The sequence below is a fragment of the Oscillibacter sp. genome, from assembly GCF_040505565.1.
GTDB lineage: Bacteria > Bacillota > Clostridia > Oscillospirales > Oscillospiraceae > Oscillibacter.
In genome coordinates this window covers 174,706-192,764 of sequence record NZ_JBEUWZ010000009.1, presented here as the reverse complement: position 1 = coordinate 192,764, position 18,059 = coordinate 174,706, and the positions used below count along the sequence as shown (strand labels likewise).

At 51.1% G+C, this 18,059-nt stretch carries 17 protein-coding genes; 12 read left to right on the top strand and 5 right to left on the bottom strand.

Features of this window, described 5'->3' with window-relative positions; translation table 11 throughout:
* Positions 1 to 102: 102 nt before the first annotated feature.
* Positions 103 to 1,299, bottom strand: coding sequence for a flagellin N-terminal helical domain-containing protein (locus tag ABWQ15_RS03880; RefSeq protein ID WP_353907516.1), 1,197 nt, complete (start codon positions 1,297 to 1,299; stop codon positions 103 to 105).
* A 287-nt stretch (positions 1,300 to 1,586) separates the two neighbouring features.
* Here ABWQ15_RS03880 and ABWQ15_RS03875 point away from each other — a divergent pair, with 287 nt between their 5' ends.
* From ABWQ15_RS03875 to ABWQ15_RS03865, 3 genes are read left to right on the top strand one after another with little or no spacing between them, the layout of a single operon-like run.
* Positions 1,587 to 2,345, top strand: coding sequence for an ABC transporter ATP-binding protein (locus ABWQ15_RS03875; protein WP_353907515.1), 759 nt, complete (start codon positions 1,587 to 1,589; stop codon positions 2,343 to 2,345).
* Positions 2,338 to 3,153 carry an ABC transporter permease gene (locus tag ABWQ15_RS03870; protein ID WP_353907514.1) on the top strand — a complete coding sequence of 272 codons (816 nt, stop codon included), beginning with the start codon at positions 2,338 to 2,340 and terminating at the stop codon, positions 3,151 to 3,153. The genes ABWQ15_RS03875 and ABWQ15_RS03870 overlap by 8 nt, the downstream gene beginning before the upstream one ends.
* The gene (locus ABWQ15_RS03865; protein WP_353907513.1) at positions 3,150 to 4,046 is read left to right on the top strand and encodes an ABC transporter substrate-binding protein; all 897 of its coding nucleotides are present in this window, start codon (positions 3,150 to 3,152) and stop codon (positions 4,044 to 4,046) included. The genes ABWQ15_RS03870 and ABWQ15_RS03865 overlap by 4 nt, the downstream gene beginning before the upstream one ends.
* Before the next feature lie 271 nt (positions 4,047 to 4,317).
* On the opposite strand, the gene ABWQ15_RS03860 is transcribed toward ABWQ15_RS03865, so the two are convergent.
* Together ABWQ15_RS03860 and ABWQ15_RS03855 are read right to left on the bottom strand one after the other, a co-directional pair.
* Complete coding sequence (locus tag ABWQ15_RS03860; RefSeq protein WP_353907512.1) at positions 4,318 to 5,223, bottom strand: DMT family transporter; 906 nt, start codon at positions 5,221 to 5,223, stop codon at positions 4,318 to 4,320.
* Between the two features lie 281 nt (positions 5,224 to 5,504).
* The gene (locus tag ABWQ15_RS03855) at positions 5,505 to 6,596 is read right to left on the bottom strand and encodes a YcxB family protein (protein ID WP_353907511.1); all 1,092 of its coding nucleotides are present in this window, start codon (positions 6,594 to 6,596) and stop codon (positions 5,505 to 5,507) included.
* A 624-nt stretch (positions 6,597 to 7,220) separates the two neighbouring features.
* Between ABWQ15_RS03855 and ABWQ15_RS03850 the strand changes: the two genes are divergently transcribed.
* Positions 7,221 to 8,501 (top strand): L-cysteine desulfidase family protein, encoded by a 1,281-nt coding sequence (locus tag ABWQ15_RS03850; RefSeq protein WP_502919106.1) that lies wholly within the window; start codon positions 7,221 to 7,223, stop codon positions 8,499 to 8,501.
* 39 nt (positions 8,502 to 8,540) lie between these two features.
* Here the strand turns inward: ABWQ15_RS03850 and ABWQ15_RS03845 are convergent, their stop codons facing one another.
* Positions 8,541 to 9,275, bottom strand: a complete 735-nt coding sequence (locus ABWQ15_RS03845; RefSeq protein ID WP_353907509.1) for a GntR family transcriptional regulator — start codon at positions 9,273 to 9,275, stop codon at positions 8,541 to 8,543.
* A 228-nt stretch (positions 9,276 to 9,503) separates the two neighbouring features.
* Here ABWQ15_RS03845 and ABWQ15_RS03840 point away from each other — a divergent pair, with 228 nt between their 5' ends.
* From ABWQ15_RS03840 to ABWQ15_RS03805, 8 genes are all read left to right on the top strand, one after another.
* Entirely contained in the window at positions 9,504 to 10,517 is a 1,014-nt protein-coding gene (locus tag ABWQ15_RS03840) for a uroporphyrinogen decarboxylase family protein (protein ID WP_353907508.1), read from the top strand.
* A 307-nt stretch (positions 10,518 to 10,824) separates the two neighbouring features.
* The gene (locus tag ABWQ15_RS03835) at positions 10,825 to 11,760 is read left to right on the top strand and encodes a cation diffusion facilitator family transporter (RefSeq protein WP_353907507.1); all 936 of its coding nucleotides are present in this window, start codon (positions 10,825 to 10,827) and stop codon (positions 11,758 to 11,760) included.
* A gap of 53 nt (positions 11,761 to 11,813) precedes the next feature.
* A complete protein-coding gene (locus tag ABWQ15_RS03830) occupies positions 11,814 to 12,893 on the top strand; it encodes a tripartite tricarboxylate transporter substrate binding protein (RefSeq protein WP_353907506.1) in 1,080 nt (359 codons plus the stop codon).
* A 40-nt stretch (positions 12,894 to 12,933) separates the two neighbouring features.
* A complete protein-coding gene (locus ABWQ15_RS03825) occupies positions 12,934 to 13,449 on the top strand; it encodes a tripartite tricarboxylate transporter TctB family protein (protein WP_353907505.1) in 516 nt (171 codons plus the stop codon).
* 42 nt (positions 13,450 to 13,491) lie between these two features.
* Positions 13,492 to 14,985: a tripartite tricarboxylate transporter permease gene (locus tag ABWQ15_RS03820; protein ID WP_353907504.1), complete on the top strand. Its 1,494-nt coding sequence runs from the start codon at positions 13,492 to 13,494 to the stop codon at positions 14,983 to 14,985.
* Between the two features lie 384 nt (positions 14,986 to 15,369).
* Positions 15,370 to 15,642 carry a hypothetical protein gene (locus tag ABWQ15_RS03815; RefSeq protein ID WP_353907503.1) on the top strand — a complete coding sequence of 91 codons (273 nt, stop codon included), beginning with the start codon at positions 15,370 to 15,372 and terminating at the stop codon, positions 15,640 to 15,642.
* A gap of 56 nt (positions 15,643 to 15,698) precedes the next feature.
* A complete protein-coding gene (locus ABWQ15_RS03810) occupies positions 15,699 to 15,821 on the top strand; it encodes a hypothetical protein (protein WP_353907502.1) in 123 nt (40 codons plus the stop codon).
* A gap of 341 nt (positions 15,822 to 16,162) precedes the next feature.
* Positions 16,163 to 16,330 carry a hypothetical protein gene (locus ABWQ15_RS03805; protein WP_353907501.1) on the top strand — a complete coding sequence of 56 codons (168 nt, stop codon included), beginning with the start codon at positions 16,163 to 16,165 and terminating at the stop codon, positions 16,328 to 16,330.
* A 156-nt stretch (positions 16,331 to 16,486) separates the two neighbouring features.
* Here ABWQ15_RS03805 and ABWQ15_RS03800 read toward each other — a convergent pair whose 3' ends face one another.
* On the bottom strand, positions 16,487 to 18,043 hold the full coding sequence (locus ABWQ15_RS03800; protein WP_353907500.1) for an eCIS core domain-containing protein: 1,557 nt from the start codon (positions 18,041 to 18,043) through the stop codon (positions 16,487 to 16,489).
* Positions 18,044 to 18,059 lie beyond the last annotated feature (16 nt).

Sequence of the window (18,059 nt, the reverse complement as noted above, 5' to 3'; positions counted from 1 at the left end):
CAAACGCAAGGCGTTTGCGGCGGAAAAAGGAGGAGCAAGGAAATGGAGCGCCGTTTTCGCCGCATGGCGGAAACAGAGCGGAATGGACTTTGCTCCGACGCCTTACTGCAGCAGCTGCAGCACGCCCTGAGGAGCCTGGTTGGCCTGAGCCAGCATGGCCTGAGCGGACTGCACCAGGATGTTGTTCTTGGTGTAATCCATCATTTCCTCGGCAACATCGGTGTCGCGGACGGTGGACTCGGCGTCCTGGATGTTCTCGGTCATGACGCCCAGGTTGTTGATGGTGTGGTCCAGACGGTTCTGCAGAGCGCCCAGATTACCACGGGTGGAGGACACGCTGTTGATGGCGGCCTTGACCTTGTCCACTGCACCCTGTGCACCGGACTGGGTGGAGATATCGATATCGCCGATCCCCAGAGCAGCGGTGTGCATATCGCCCACGGAAACCGTCAGCTGGTTATAGCTATTGGTGGTATCGCCAATCTGAAGGGTCAGGCCGTTCGAGCCAGTAATCCCCGAAAGGGTAGCCGCATCGGTCGCATAGGTACCATCAGCCTTTGCGGAATCAAGAGTAACGCTAATACTCATGCCATCGTAAAAATCCAAATCTTTTGCCAGAGCAGTAGTGTTCGTACGGTCAACCACTGCCTGGAACGTGACCGTGCCGCCATCCTTTCCTGCCACGGTATCCGTGCCAACGGCCTTCCAAGTCACACCAGCGACGGCGGTACTATCAGTAAGTGTAACCTTGCCGCTAGCATCAGATGCAGCGCTAAAGCTGATGGCAGACTGAGGTGAGCCATTGCCGCCGCCGATTACCTGAATGCTCTTTACAGCATTTGCAGCCTCACCAGACGTGGTGACCTGACGACCACCCATAGTACCATCCAGCAGCTTGATGCCGTTGAAGTTGGAGGAATCGGCGATGCGGTTGACTTCAGACTTCAGCTGGCTGACTTCCTTCTGGAGATTTGCGCGGTCGGTCTCATTGTCATAGGTGCCGTTGGCAGACTGATCGGCCAAGGTCACCATACGGTTGAGCATATCGTGGACCTCGGTCAGAGAGCCCTCAGCGGTTCCCACCAGATTGATGCCGCTCTTGGCGTTGGAAGAAGCCTGCTTCAAACCGGAGATCTGGGCACGCATCTTCTCGCTGATGGCCAGACCCGCGGCGTCGTCGCCGGCGCGGTTGATCTTGTAACCGGAAGACAGCTTTTCAAGGTTCTTAGAGAGGGCGCTGGTGTTTCCGGTGTAGTTGCGATAGGCGTTCATCGCCATGATGTTGTGTTGTACACGCATAATTGTTACCTCCATGTAATTTTTCAGGCGGGAATCCATTCCCGACCTTTATTCAGCGGCGCTTCCGGCTCCAGAGGCCTCATGGGGCCATTTGCGTCCGCGGCAGGGGCTTTTTTACCCTTGTATCTCATATATCGTCCGTTTTTTTCAAAACATAAGGTCCTTAGAAATATTTTCCGACAATTTTTTTGGCCGCTCTCCCGCCGCACCGTCTGCAGCTTTACCGCATACGATATCAGGACGGGAGCAATTTTCGTCGCGCCCGTTGATAAAGGAGGATATTTGCCATGATGATCGCTCTTGAGCATGTGGCGCTGACCTATCAATCGCCGGACGGAGAGATCGAGGCATTGCGGGACGTGTCGTTTGAGATGGAGGAGGGGGAGTTCGTCAGTATCGTAGGGCCGTCCGGCTGCGGAAAATCCACGCTGCTGAGCCTCATCAGCGGGTTGGAGCCACCCACCGGCGGACAGATTCTGGTGGACGGAAAGCCGGTGACCACGCCGTCCGGCCGAGTGGGGCTGATGCCCCAGCGGGACCAGCTTTTCGAATGGCGCACCATATGGGACAATGTGACGCTGGGGCTGGAGCTGCAAAAGGTTCGGGACCCGGCCCAGTATGAGCGGGTCCGGGCGCTGCTGGAACAGTACGGTCTGGGAGCGTTTGCGGAGAAACGGCCCTCGCAGCTCTCCGGCGGAATGCGGCAGCGCTGCGCCCTGATCCGGACCATGGCCACCCAGCCAAGAATTTTGCTGCTGGACGAACCCTTTTCCGCGCTGGACTATCAGACACGGCTGTCCGTTTCGGCGGACATTCATGCCATCATCCGTCAGGAGCACAAGACCGCCCTGCTGGTGACCCATGACATCTCCGAGGCCATCAGCCTTTCCGACCGGGTGGTGGTGCTGAGCCGCCGCCCCGCAGTCGTCAAGTCCATCCACGATCTGGGGGAACTGAGGGACCTCCAGCCGATGGCGCGGCGGGATGCGCCCTCGTTCCGTACATTTTTTAATTCCATATGGAAGGAGCTGGATGTCAATGCCTGATTCGACTCCCTCCCCCCGGCGGCTTGCCTATCTCCGCGCCAAGCGGCGAGAAAAGGCCGCCGTCCGGTCGCTTCAAATTTTTCTGTTGATTTTCTTTCTGATCCTCTGGGAGGTTTCCGCCCGCCTGGGCTGGATCGACGCGTTTATTGTCAGCTCTCCGTCCCGTGTTGCAAAGACCGTGGCGGGACTGTATCAAAGCGGGGATCTCTGGGTCCACCTTTGGACCTCCTGTTCGGAGACCGCGGCGGGCTTTCTTTTGGGAACGCTCAGCGGGACACTGATCGCGGTTTTGCTGTGGTGGAGTACCTTTCTCTCCCGGGTGCTGGACCCGTATCTGGTGGTGCTGAATGCCCTCCCCAAGACCGCGCTGGGACCGATTTTTATCGTCTGGATCGGCGCTGGGACGGCCTCCATTGTCGCCATGACGCTGGCGATCTCTCTGATCGTCACGATTCTCAACATGCTGGTGGGGTTTCTCTCCACCGACGAACAAAAGCTCCGGCTGCTGCGGTCCATGGGGGCCAGCCGGGGTCAGGTTTTACGAAAGCTGGTGCTGCCCGCCAATTTTCCGGCGCTGTTCAACACCCTGCGGGTCAATGTAGGCCTTTCATGGGTAGGCGTCATCATGGGCGAATTTCTGGTTTCCAAAGCCGGGCTTGGGTATCTGATCGTATACGGTTCCCAGGTATTCAACATGGATCTGGTGATGGCCTCCGTCCTTATCCTGGCGGTGGCGGCGGTGGTGATGTACCAGATCGTGTTGTGGCTGGAAAAAATATTAAAGAAACGTTTAGGAGTGATCGCATGAAAAAACTACTTGCCCTGCTCTGCGCCGTGGGTGTCACAGCGTCGCTGTGCTGTGCCTGCGGAAAAACCGCTCAGGAAACTGTCACCGTTCGGTTGAACGAAGTTACCCATTCCGTGTTCTACGCACCGCAGTATGCCGCTATCAAACTGGGATTTTTCACCGACGAGGGACTTGACGTGGAGTTGACCAACGGCGGCGGAGCCGACAAAGTAATGACCGCTGTGCTGGCAGGGCAGAGCGACATCGGCCTTGCCGGGCCGGAGTCCTGCATCTATGTGTACAATCAGGGGAAAGAGGACTATCCTCGGATATTCGCCCAGCTGACCAAGCGGGACGGGTCGTTTTTGGTGGGCCGGGAAAACGTTTCCTTTAAGTGGTCGGATCTGAAAGGAAAGACCATCATCGGCGGACGCGCCGGTGGCGTGCCGGAGATGACACTGGAATATGTCATGCGGCAAAACGGCGTGGTCCCCCAGGAGGACGCGACGGTGGACACCTCCGTCCAGTTCAACATGATGGCAGGGGCATTCACCGGCGGGAACGGGGACTATGTGACCTTGTTCGAGCCCACCGCCACAGAAGTGGAGCAAGCCGGGAAGGGGTACATTATGACCTCCATCGGGCAGGAGAGCGGCGAAATTCCGTATACCGCCTATTTTGCCTCTCAAAGCTACATGAGCGCCAACTCCGGCGTGATTCAACGGTTCACCAATGCCATTGCAAAAGGGCAGGCCTGGGTGCAGGAGCACTCCGCCGCCGAGATCGCGGAGGCCATTGCCGACCAGTTCCCGGATACGGATGTAGCCGTTTTAACCGCAGTGGCTCAGCGGTATAAGGAAACACTCCACTCAGTTGGAGTAAAACGTGCTTTCAGTTGTGTGATTTATGCTTGACAGGCTGTCCAGGCAGCAAAATGGCGGTTATGCAAACAAGTTTTATTTTTCATTTCTGCGGCTTTGAATACATAGTGGTCTTCATCACCGTCGAAGTAGCCAGCCGCAGCTTTGACACAGGCCCGAGGCTTAGCACCCCTAATTGTCTTCAAAATTTTTAAAATGCTTTTTGCCTTTTATTGGCAGGTTTACCTAAAAAATCCTGTGCCCATTACGGACACAGGATTTTTAAATACCAGAAGTTAAAGTTCGTTTGACCTGATATACCAAGTTAAATATTGAGAAATACAGTTGCAACGATCATCATTCCGATCGCTGCGAATTGCTGCTTCGACAATTTTTCCTTGAAGACCAGCAGATTAATAAGGTTGACAAGCAGGATCGCACCGACAGAAAAGAGTGGGAAAACAATGAATGCCGGCACAGTTGTCAGAGCTTTAAGAAGAAATTGAGAGATGAATTGCGCCGGAACACCGGTAATAAGGCCAAAAATAACGTCCGAGCGTTTGATTTTTCTGTTTTTCTTCATCATCGCGATAAAAGCCAGAACCGCTGAAAACAGATAGAGATAAAAAATAAACAATCCTTGAAATTGTTCAGTACCATAATACTCATATATTTTCGAAAGGAAATCTGAAAATCCTCCGAAAAACAGGGTTCCGAATAGTGCGAGTTTCAATGTGATAATACTGGCTTCTTCTTTCTTGAAGTAAACCATCACAATAGACAGCATTGCTATGATCACGCCGATTATCTGCATGCTGCTGGGTACCTCTCCAAAAAAAACAACAGAGAGGATCGCCGGAATCATTACGCCCACCTTATTAAATGTTATTGTCATAGCGCTTCCGTTACGGGCGGTAGAGAGTTGCAAAATATAAATACAAATATATGAAATAGTGCCGGCAATAATTGCCAGCAGGATCGCAAAAGCGGGTGATGCGCTAGTGCTTAGCTTTACGCCTGAAGAGATGGAATGGGAAAATTCCCCAAGCAGAGCGCTAAACCATGACGCGTCAAACAGTTTCTGTCCGAAGACAAATATGTAGCTTATGACCATGGCGCTCAGGCAATTAAATGATGATACTGCGTACCGATTGGAATTCTTTCCCTCGGAAATCTTAAAAATTACGTTGAGACTTGTTGTGCACAAAATCGCAATCAATAAAAAAGCCATGGTAGTTCTCCTAGTAATATTTTTTTCCTATAGTGATGATAAGCCGCGGCACACAGAGACAACTATGCAAACCCGATCTCGTTTAAAATGATAACACAACTGATGTTCTTTTTCAACAGTTTATAAAGACAATATTTTGCTTTTATATAAAGACATATGCTAGCTTATGGTGTATACGATCACCATACAGGTTTGCTGCGCTCCGCGATGTCTTTGCGCTTTTCGCATGGAGTCTACCTCAAACCGGGGCGCTTTTGAAATAGAGCCTGCTTTTGATCTCCCTACATAAACGATGCTCCTATGAAATTCTTTCGCAACCGACTCACCATAGCCTGATAGGCGGCAACATTATCATCGTCGCACCCATCTGCCGGAATCGTGAGAATCGTTTGAGAACGCAAATAGAGCGCAATTCCATGTGGTAGCTTCCGCACGGCAACAACATCCTTGTATGGCAAGTCAATCGTAAGCAAATCCCCCTCAATCCAAAGCCCGGAGTCCATTTGGTAGAGCTTGACTGCGCGGGAGGGGCTCAGAGCAAGCATGGGCCGCAGCTCCCGCCGCAGCATGGGAAAAATCAAGGGAGTGAATACAATCAGATATTCACTGCAAAGTCCCAGAATTACCAGCGTGCTGATCACCACGGTTAATACAGAGTCCGCAGTAATTATGAAATAAACCATCAGTGCGATAACGGTCCATCGAAGCAGGGTGCTTCGATTCCACGGTAGGGAAGTCAAATAAAGCCTACGGCGGGCATCTTTCTGATCCCGTAGGTATGTATCCAGAGAATAGCTGTAGTACAGGATACAGCGGCACTGCGCAGGCGGCTCGCTCAGATGCTTTGCGTTTTTTTGCAGACTCACGCGAGCAATCTTTGTAAAAGCAGCGCGAAATGCCTGCACACCTCCTGCCTCTGCTAGCGCCTCGGGGCTGAGGATGTCGAGGGGTTCGGCATTGAAGATTGGAAGCAGGAGGTCCCCGCATTCCTCAAATCCGCCAAAGGAGGCCCATACGTATTCGCGGCGTTTTTTACCGCATGTGAGCGATACGCCCTCGGGCTTGATTCGAAGAGTATGTTCCTTCCAGAAATCACAGCCGGCCTCCGTCCTCATTTTCAATTCGAGGCTAGAGTTTTTCCAGCGGTACTGCCTGAAATAATAGTTTCCTGCGCTCAGCCCCACTAATAAGACGCCCAGTAGCACAACACGCCAGCCCGAAACAAACGGGATCGCACAGGCGAAAAGCCCCAACGGGGATAGAACCAGTACGATTGTCAAAAACAGGTTGACCGGCCGACGCATGAGCTGGCGCCGGCGATTTTTAACGAACGCCTGATATGTGTTCTCACGGACGAAATAGTGCAGTTCCATAAAGGGAATCTCCTTTATACTCTCTTGCTTGTCCCTTGATAACCTCAAAAGGCAAAAATGAAATGTCTTTACAGGTAAATATAATAGCACATTATAGCAGATATAAAAGTATAAGATATTACAAAAAAAGTAACGTAAGTTCTTATAGTATGCTGATATTGACAAAATGTAAATATGTCTTTATAATACAATAATTAGCGAGGGGAAACAGCAAGTTTTTATAAAAGATATAGACAAATCAACTCAGGTACTACCTGCCGGAAAGTCTGTAAAGGCAGGCTGCTTATCAAGGCAGGCACGAACGGAGCGTGAACATCATTTTGGCGAGGATCGGATAAGTTGAATCTGTCACGCCGGGAGATGAATTTTTATTTTCTCACCAGTGAGCAGGTCCGTGAAGCGCCATGGTAAAGGCCCGATGAAGCCGCCGTCCCTGTCCACTCCAAGCCACGAGCCGTTTTACCGTGATGTCTGAGGAGCTCGCAGACATTTGGCAAATTGGCTGTGCCCATGGACTTTCCTGCGACGAGGCGCCTGCTTCCTCAAAGTTCCCCTTGCGAACATGAATAAACTGCACGTCAGGAGAAGTTCTCCTGCTGTGCAGTACAGCGGAAAGGTATGATTATCAGCATGAACAGAACATCCTGCGAGTATCAAAAATGCGTCCGGATTCTAAAAGAAGAACTTCTTCCGGCAATGGGATGCACGGAGCCGATTGCAGTAGCTTATTGTGCTGCGGTCGCACGAGAAACGCTGGGCGAGATGCCCGATCGCGTAATCGTTGAAGCGAGCGGCAACATTATAAAAAATGTCAAGAGCGTAGTCGTTCCAAACACCGGACATCTGCGTGGAATCCCGGCGGCAGCAGCAGCGGGTATCGTTGCAGGCAATGCGTCAAAACAGCTGGAAGTGATTTCCGAAGTAAGCGAAGAAAAGCAAAAGGATATCGCAGAGTTCCTCGAAAAGATCCCCGTAAAGGTGACACTTGCAGATACCCCGCTGGTCTTTGACATAATTGTTAAGACATTTAAAGGTGAGAACTCCGCTACCGTTCGAATCGCGAACTATCACACCAATATCGTCCTGATTGAGAAAAACGGGAAGGTCCTCAAAAGCGAAAATGTTCATGCCGGCAGTGAAGAAGGCCTGACGGACCGCGGGTTTCTCTCTGTGGAACTGATTCTGGATTTTGCCAACTCCGTGGATCTGAAAGACGTGAAAGAGTTGCTGGATCAGCAGATCAGCTACAATATGGCCATTGCCGAAGAAGGACTGCGCGGGGATTATGGCGCCAATATCGGTTCTGTCCTTTTGGCCTCCAACGAAGAGACTCTGAAGTTGCGCGCCGCGGCAATGGCCGCTGCTGGCAGTGATGCCCGCATGAGTGGCTGTGAGCTTCCGGTTGTAATCAACTCCGGCAGCGGCAACCAGGGAATGACGGCATCGGTTCCCGTGATCGTTTATGCTCGCGGCATCAACGCCAGTGAAGAAAAGCTCTATCGGGCGCTGGTTCTTTCCAACCTGATTGCGATTCATCAGAAGACCGGCATTGGTCGGCTGTCCGCCTATTGCGGCGCCATCAACGCCGGCGCTGCGGCCGGCTGCGGCGTGGCTTACTTGGAGGATGGCTCACTGGATGCAATCTCTCATACGCTGGTGAACGCACTGGCAATTGTATCCGGCGTGATTTGTGATGGCGCTAAGGCTTCCTGTGCCGGCAAGATTGCAGTTGCAGTTCTGAACGGTTTTCTTGGATATGAGATGTATCAGAAGCGCCAGCAGTTTCTGGGCGGTGACGGGATTGTCAAAAAAGGCGTGGAAAGCACAATTAAAAGCGTTGGTCGCCTGGGTCATGATGGAATGCAGCAGACAGACGTTGAGATTCTGCATATCATGATCGATTAAGAAGTTTACCCCCTCTTTGAGCCCTGTTCACGTTTTCGTTTAAAGCGAAAACGTGAACAGGGGGATATCCTGCGAGGTACTGGGATAAGTCGTGTACGTCACACCCAAGAGATTCATGGATATGTCGTAGACTCCGGTGCACCAGACGGTCATGTCCGCACCATTTTCAAGCAGCTGCTGGGCGGTATCAAGAAAGTCATAGTGTGTTGTATTGACAAAAATCTTCATGAATTTCGGTGGAACACTCTGCTCCGCATTCAGATAATCAAAGACATAGTGTGAGCGGAGATATTCCAAAGTAGGCGTTATATCCGGCATGAGCTTGCAGGGGATGTACGTAAAATCCAATGATTCATTTGTCGAGCCGTTTTTGTTGGCCAGGATGATTTCGTAGAACTTTTCATCCGGAGAGGCGTGAACTGTTTCCACCAACTCCGGGTAAATCCTGTCAAGAATCCGAAACTGAACCAACTGGTGGTTGCGGACGGTTGTGACGCCCAGCTTAACGGCAGAACCAAAGGCCTTGGATGCGGTAGATACCGTCTGCCTGCTGGCCACAAAGGTTCCTTTGCCGCGAACCCGCTCCAGTATTCCCGTCAGGGACATTTCCTTGATGGCTTTGTTAGCGGTGATTCTGGAGACAGAAAAAAGCTCGGCAAGCTCGATCTCAGAGGGGATTTTTGTCCCCACTTCATATTCTCCGCATTTTATCTTGTCATAAACATATTGCTGGATTTTCATATAGTTGGGGGTAAGAGCTTCCTTGTTCAGCATTTTTAAAACTCCTCCTGCTATTCTTGTATGGTGTAAATATAAATCAGTTTGTTGACATTAACTCTATTTAAACAGATTTTATTTCTAATGTCAATACATTTAAACTGCTTTATACTACTTTAGCCCGTACATGTTTATTATACAGGAGCGGATGCCTAAAATGCTGGCCGAATTAAAGAGTAATACTTAACATGCCTTAAGCATGCAGATGAGGAGGAACTATATATTATGAATCGCGAAGAAAGAGTTTGTGCCGTACTGGAAGGAAAAGAACCGGATCGGATTCCGGTCAGCGTCTGGATGCATCAGTCCGATGTGGATCAGGACCCGCGCTCCCTTGCAGAACGTCTTTCGGAATTCAATGAAAAGTACGATTATGACTTTATTAAGATGATGCCTTTCGGTGCCTATACTGTTCCCGACTGGGGTGCAAAACTAAGCATTTACTGTGACCGTTTCAAAGAAGTCGAGATTGCGGCTCCCGGCGTGGGTGAGGCGGATGATTATCTGCGCATTGAGCCGCTGCCCGCCGTTTACGGAACCTGGGGGAAAACACTTCAGCTGACGCAGCACCTTTCCAGATTGGTTGCACCCCACACACCCTATATGCAGACCCTGTTCACTCCGGCTACAACGCTGAAAAAGCTGGTGGGAACCGAGCGTCTGGCCAAGGATATGCGGGAACATCCCGAGTATGTACATCAGGCTCTGGCGGCGATTACCGAAACGACCATCAATTTTGTAAAGGCAAATATTGAGGCCGGCGTGAGCGGTTTCTTTCTGGCGACCCAGTGCGCCACATACGATTTTCTGGATGACACACTGTTTGCGGAGTTCTGCAAGCCCTATGACATTCAGGTTATTAACTCCTATCGTGATGTAACTTGGTTCAACGTGCTGCATATACACGGAGGCAATATCATGTTCAACGCAACCAAGGATTACCCCTGCAATGTAATCAACTGGCATGACCGCTATACCAGCCCCAGCCTGAAGGAAGCCCGCGCAATGACAAACAAAGTTTTCCTGGGTGGCTTGCGTGAGGTGCCCACGATTGTAGGCAGCACCCTTCATTACGACAGTATTTTGGCAACAGATTCACCTGACCAGATCCGGACCCATGTGCAGGAGGCCATTGACATGGTCGGCGGACATGGCCTGCTGATCGGCCCCGGCTGCGTTGCAGATCCTCATGCTCCGGAAGAAAATCTGCACGCTGTCCGTAAAGCTGTAGAAAGATGACCGACCGAAAAAATGATTTTTACCCATGCTAAGTTCCATTTTGAGCTTCAGCATGATACTGTTCCCTGAGATCACAGCCGATTATTTAACCCAGACTCGTCATCAGATCCTGACTCAGAAACTTTAGTTGACTAATCTGAGTGAAGTCAGTATGATCAATCATACTAAATTTTTATTCTCTGCGGCCTCGGGTGTTCTTGAAATCAAAGGATTGGTCTGCGTTGTCATCTCGGATGGCGTTCATTTCCCATGCGGTACTGGTAAACAGAATGAGGACAAGCGTCCCCAATAAATTGGAGGTAATAATTTGCCCGTAAAAAAGAAAATAGCTGAATCTACCAAAGAAATTGCAGTCGTCTCTCCGGAGGAGCGTAAACGGATTTCAAAGGTTGTTCCCCTTATCGGTATCTGCTTAAATACCGTTCTGTGCATATTTAAGATATTTGCAGGTGTTGTGGCACATTCCGGAGCAATGGTTTCCGATGGTGTTCACTCTGCCTCGGACGTTTTCAGCACCATAATCGTTATGATCGGACTTCGATTTGCAAATGTGGGCGCGGACAAGTCTCATCCGTATGGCCATGAGCGCTTTGAATGCGTGGCCGCACTGCTCCTGTCCTTTGTCCTGTGTCTGACGGGCGGCAGCATTGGTGTAGAGGGTATTATGAAAATCTTGGGCTCCAGCGAGAATCTTGCGATTCCCGGCATGCTGGCCCTGATTGCCGCCGCAGTTTCCATCGTGGTCAAGGAGGCGATGTACTGGTTTGTGATTACCTATGCAAAGAAGATCAATTCCAGTGCCCTTCGTGCCAACGCGTGGGATAATCGCTCCGACGCAATTTCCTCCATCGGCAGTTTTGCAGGCATTTTTGGTGCCCGGATGGGTTATCCCAAGCTGGACGCCGTGGCCAGCGTGATTATTTCACTTTGCATTTTAAAAGTGGCCTACAACATTTTCAAAGATTCCATTAATAAAATGCTTGATCATTCCTGCAGCAACGAATTTGTGGAAGAAGTAAAGAAGAGCATTCAGGATGATCCCGAAGTAGTCCGGGTAGACGATATCAAAACAAGGCTCTTCGGTGACCGTGCCTATGTGGACGTTGAGATCGCAGTGGATGGAAACAACAAGCTGTACGCTGCGCACGAGATTGCCAAGCGAACCCATGATAAAATTGAAAGCACATACCCAACGGTCAAACATTGCATGGTTCATGTAAACCCTGCGGATTCTCAAATGTAAGAGTATTGTATTTTGCTGTGGATACACAGTGGAAAATAATAGGAGGTTATGTTATGAAGAAAAGAATCTTTGCTTTTATCCTGTCAGCGTTGATGACCGTCTCACTGGCTGCCTGTGGCAGTTCCGCCCCGGCTGCATCTGCCGCATCGGCATCCGGTGCTGCGTCCGGTTCCACTGCAAGCAGTTCCGGCAGCTCCAGCAGTTCCAGCTCTTGGAATGTGACCCGTCCTGCGGGGCTGCCCGCCGATTTCCCCACTAAGGAAATTACCTATGTCTATCCCTTTGGCACAGGTTCTATGCAGGACACCTACTTCCGTATTCTTGCCGAGAAGATCAAGGAGAAGGAAAACTGGAAACACAGCATTGTGGTAAAGCAGCAGGAAGGCGCCAGCGGCGATATCGGCTGGACCTCCATGTGCAAGGCGAAGCCCGACGGCTATACCATCGGATTTGCTCCGACTGCTCAGCAGATCACAGCTATTGCACAGAATCGTCCCTATACGTTCGATAAACTTTCCTATATTTTCAATATGATGAGCGATCCGGGCGCAGTGGGTGTTTCCAGCAAATCTGAATACAATACGCTGCAGGATCTGATGAATGCCGCAAAGGAAAATCCGGGTAAAATCTCCATGGGTGTTACTTCCGTTACCGGCAGTGAGGGCTTGGCTGTTATTCAGCTTGAAGAAGCCTCCGGCGCAAAGTTCAACGTGGTTCCCTACGACAGCGAGACCGAGGTTCTCACCGCTGTTGCCGGCGGACACTGCGATGCATACTGCCTGAACGTTGGCGACCTCGCTACGTTCCTTGACCAAGGCACAATTAAGATTCTGGGCGTTGGTACGAAAGAGCGTTCCAGTATTGAGCCCGATGTTCCCACTTACGGAGAATGCGGTTATGATGTGACTCAGGTGAACAGCCGTGCCATCGCCGCTCCTGCCGGCACGGACGCTGCAATCGTGCAGTATCTGTCAGACTGCTTTATGGCCGCTGCGTCGGACCCGGATGTGCAGAAGCAGTGCGCACAGATGACTATCCCCTATGACAGCATGGATGCGCAGGACACTACCACCATCTTCAAAGAGTATTACAACAACTTCCTGCAGCTTTGGCAGACCGATCCTTGGGCATAAATTCCTTTATATCCGTTTTAACAAATGATACGGAGGTTCCATGTTGCTTGAAGGGCACATGGAACCTCCAGTAGAAAGAATTTTAGATTCATTGGGGGGGCGAGACAAATTGCAAGCGAAAGGAACGAGAGCGTTTAACTATAACCTGTTATCCTGCTTATTCATCTATGCAGTCAGTTTCCTGTTTTTGTTTTCTACGTTTTCTATTGAGGATACACAATCCAGAGTTTTTCCCCAGGTAATCTGCGGACTGTCCATTATCTTGGTTACCTGCTTTCTGATTAGTGTTCTTCGCGGAAAAATTACGGATACCATCAATCTGTCTGGTACAAAAAGCGTATTGATTATGGCCGGTTTAATTTTCTTGTATATTTCTGCCATCTATTTGGGTGGGTATTATATTGCAACAGTACTCTATCTGCCTATTGGTATGATTTATTTGGGTCAGCGAAACTGGAAGACGATCATTGGCGTTGATCTGGGTCTCAATTTGGTGATTTATGTATTCTTTGGCCTACTGCTTTCCATGCAAATGCCTGTGGGCGTCCTGTTTTAATTTCAGCGCATCTGACTTATTTAAATTGCAGGAGAAAAAATAATGGATTTTTCATCATACTTTTTGCAGATATTTACATGGCAAAATCTTCTCTGGCTTATAATAGGGTCAGTTGTCGGCGTCATATTGGGTGCCCTTCCGGGCATGTCGGCTGACACCGGAATTGGTATCTTTCTACCGCTGACCTTTTCTTTGCCGCCAACGACCGCACTGATTTGTCTGGGTGCTATTTATGTTGCCGGATCATACGGCGGAAATATCACGGCAATTTTGGTCAATACTCCCGGTACGTCCGACTCCCTGTTCATGACATTGGACGGCTACCCCATGACATTGCGTGGGGAAGGATTGAAAGCCATCGGCGTATCGACCATTTCCGCCTTTACCGGTGGTATTGTGGGCTGCATGGCACTGCTGTTTATCGCACCCAAGCTGGCTAAGATCGCTTTCTTCTTTGGTTCGTGGGAGCTGTTCCTGACCGTTATGATGGGCATTATTATCATTGTTGGTCTGGTAAAGGGCAGTGCGTTTAAGGGCCTGATGAGCGCCTCCATAGGCTTCCTCTGCTCCCTTGTGGGAATGGACGGAATTACCGGGCAGAGCCGCTTCAACTTCGGTATCAGCGCCATTTATGATGAGCTGCCGCTGCTTCCTGTGGTTTTGGGCGTGTTCGCTTTTTCCCAGGTCTTCATTTTGATTGCGGAGAAGCGTGAATCCATCGTGATCGGCAAGAGCAGCATGAAAGGCAGTGTTTGGCTGAGCCGCAAGGAGCTTTTGAACATTTTGCTTGAAACACTCCGCGGCGCTTTCATTGGTACCTTTATTGGAATTATTCCCGCTGCCGGAACCACTGTGGCGGCGGGCCTAAGTTACAACATGGCCAGAAACTCCGACAAGGACCCTGATTCTTTCGGAAAAGGCAATCCGAAAGGTCTTGCATCTGTTTCTGCGGCAAATAACGGTGTGGTTGGCGGCTCGCTTGTTCCTCTGCTGACGCTTGGAATTCCGGGCAACGGAACGTCCGCACTATTTTTGAGTGCTTTGCTGATTCATGGGCTGGCCCCCGGAACTCAGCTCTTTACGGACAACGCACCCCAGGTGTATGGCCTGATTTTCGGTCTGTTGATTGCCAACGTATTCATTTTGATATTTGGTTTCTTTGGGGCGCGTTTCTATGCCAAGATCACGAAAGTGCCCAGTAACGTATTAATCCCGCTTATCGCGGCACTCTGCATTTTGGGCGCATTCAGCTTCCGCTATCTTGTTGCGGATATGTTTTTGGTGCTTTTTTTCGGTCTGCTCGGCTATTTTATGGATCGTCTGGGAATTCCCATGGCGCCTTTCGTACTCGCCTTTGTTTTGGGGAAGAGCGCTGAAATCGATTTGCGCCGGGCAATTGCCCTGATGACAGGAAAAGTTAGCAGTGTGATTTTTACCCCGCTGTCAATTATTCTGATTCTCATCGATATCGGTCTGCTAATCTGGCCTTTCTGGGACAACATCAAGGCACTGTTTGTTCACAAGGCCAAGACTTGATTCTTAATCCACGTTTCAACTGTCTTTTGAGGCCGTGAACTATTTTGAGAATTTTCTAAAAACAGTAATGGCTACTGAGTGGAGATATTGATTGAGTATGAGACCCGCCATGGATTGGAAAATTCTTCAACGAGTTCCGCTTTACCGGTACTGCTACTTTTCTCGTCATTTTGGCCTACGACCGCACCTGGCTAGTTGCACTCATCTCCTCTTTACGGGAACTCAAGCGTAACAGACCCATTTACCCTGTAACATAGGAAAGTTGGGGCACATCTACCGCCAAAATGTACAGTGAAAAGGCAACAAACGACTATCCCCGAGTCGTTTGTTGCCCTTCATGTTTTATAGGCACAGGAATGGCTGGACGCCAACCGGCAGTTTAGCATGGCGGCGGAGTCCGGCAAAATCACATCTAGGTATCTGGACGAAAAGGTCAGCCAGCTGGAGAAGGAACGCTGTGGGCTGGAAGAAGAACTGAATCATATGCAGGAGGGCCGTCAGGAGGCCATCGCAAAGGAAGTTCAGGATATTGAAACCACGTGGGACAGCTTGGACATTGTGGGAAAGAACCGCATTGCGGAACTGCTGATTTCCCGCATTCTGCTGTTTCCGGACCACATGGATATTGAATGGAAGTATCGGTTTGATTTGGGATAACTGTTACTCCAAATGATGCCAACGATGATATTGACGCCTGGAACGCAACGCCGGTCATGGAACAGGCCTCTCTGGAGCGGCTGGAGACCGTTATGGAAACCGCCGGGGTGCTTACCCATGAAAACTGGGTCGATTTTAACAAACTGGTGGACAACAGCTTTGCATCGTCTGTGAAGTAAAAAGCGCCGGACGGCGGTGAAATTAGCATAAAACGGCCCGGGGAAACTGAAAAGTTCCCCGGGCCTTAATCTTTTTAAAAAAGTTCAGTCTTCGCGCTCAGGCAAGCGATTGCAGCTTCGAGAAAGAAGCAAAAAAACCTCAACTGACAGTCATATTGGACATTTTAACACCACAATACGTCATAAGTATAGCCTCAATAGTTGTATTCTCTTGTATGATCTCAAATATCCGGCGAATAATAAATAAATTCAAGAGCGGAAGCAAACATTGTATGAAGCTGCGGCGCCGTCGGAAACTGCCAACCCTCCTGATACACAAAGCAAAAGAAAGGATATCTAATATGAAGATTAAAAAAGTCCGCGTTAAACCTGTACAAAGCTCCCCGTCGATGCAAACCGCAAAAGCCATGACTGATTTCAGCGCCAAAAAAGCAGATCCACAGGGAAGCTATACCGGCTGTCCGGCTGATCCGAAGGATGTTCCCGTTCAAGACGCTGACGATCTGTAACCCGCTAAGAATCCTTCGGATTTTCGGCCTTATTTCCAGATATCAACCGCACAGCCGTCGTCATTCTGGTGCTGAATTTCAGGGAGATTGCGCGCCTTTTTGTAGCTGTTCCAACTTCGCTGCCGCTGTCCCCTCTGAGAGAATTTCGGATATTATTCAGCTGGCGGAACCAAACAGTCTTTGCCACCACTTTCGCTTTGGCGCGGCTCCCGGCCGTGGGGCCGGGCCTGTCGGACGCGCAGGCACATCCAACGGCAGTGCGTCCGGATTCAGCATTCCGTGCAGGGCGTTGACGCGGCGCAGCAGCTCCGTCTGGTGCTCGTCCATATGCCCGCCGGAGCTTGTGGCATACTGCTCGCGCAGCCGCCCGTAGAGCTGCGGCAGTTGGGTAGCCGCCTCCGTCACACCGCCTTGATACGCAGCGCTGACACCGCCGTGAACCAGAGGAGCCGCCGTGTCTCCTTCGGATTGACTGCGCGTAAAAGCGAAAAAGTCCTCCAGATTCGGTGCCTTGCCCGGTTGTCTGCCAGTCAGGCTTTCGCGGGTTTTCTGATCCCATTCACCTGACCGTTCAGCGGAACTCATGCCCATGCCTCCGTCGTGCTCATACGCGTTATCGATCAGGTGGATGCGCTGATGTTCCCTGTCTTCGGTCCAGTTGTCAAGGTTAGTCAGACTGAAAACTCTATCCGTATTTCCGGCGATCAAATCCATGAACGCGACCCGGCCCATCGTTCTCTGATAGTCCTCTACATCCTCCGGGGCGTCGGTCAGCTTGCCCACATTGTCTCTGCTGTTAGCACGCGGATCGGCGCGCGACGTCCCCTCCACAAACTGATAAAGCGCGGCTCTGTCCGCGAGTCCCTCCGCCGTCTCGCCGGCCCTGGGTCCCGCAAGAGTGTGGCCGAACATTCCCGTAACCTGTCCGCGCTCACTGTCCCGCAACCCCCGTACTCCCGGGGCGTCAAAACTCCAACTGCTGCCCTTTCTGCCGAACATGGAGCCTCCCGCGTTGTAAAAATCCGCGACTGCAGATTCCAGCGCCGGGTTGTCTCTGGGCTTCAGAACCGCCGGACCGGAGCTGGTGGAAACACCTGCCACCGATGCAAGGTCACTGCCGCTGGCTTTTTTCAGCGCCTCGACCTGAGTTCCCGGGCTGATTTCGCCGGGCGCGTCGGATGATTTCCGTCTGCGGAACGGGTTTCGGAACATCTGAATCCCGCCGGAGGGCGCGGACATCGTGGCAGCATCGCTCCCCACCGCGCCCTGCTGCACGGTGTGCACCAGCTCGTGTGCCGCGACGGACGGCTCGAAGCCCCCGGTCCCAAAATATACGTCTGAGCCGGTCGTATAAGCCCGCGCGCCGATTTCGTCTGCGTAGGCAGCCGCGCCGACATCCGTATGGAAACGCACCTTCGAAAAGTCCGCGCCCAGCCGGGAGCCAAGCTCCTGCTTCACTTCTTCCGGGCCACCCGCCGCGACGCCCGCAGACAAACGGTCGGCTTCGTTTTCCGCCGTGGGGATCTGTGGCTGCGGTTTACCCGGCAGACGGGACAAAATGCTGGATTCCAGGTTCGGAAGTCCCATATAATCCGTCTCATATGCCGCAGCAAGCACGCTGTTCGGCGCAGAGGCCCCTTCCCTGAGGGCACAGGTCTGTTCTCTCTCCTCTGCAGCGTTTTTTCCCGTTTTCCGCTCAATCTGATCCTTCATATCGCACACTCCTTTC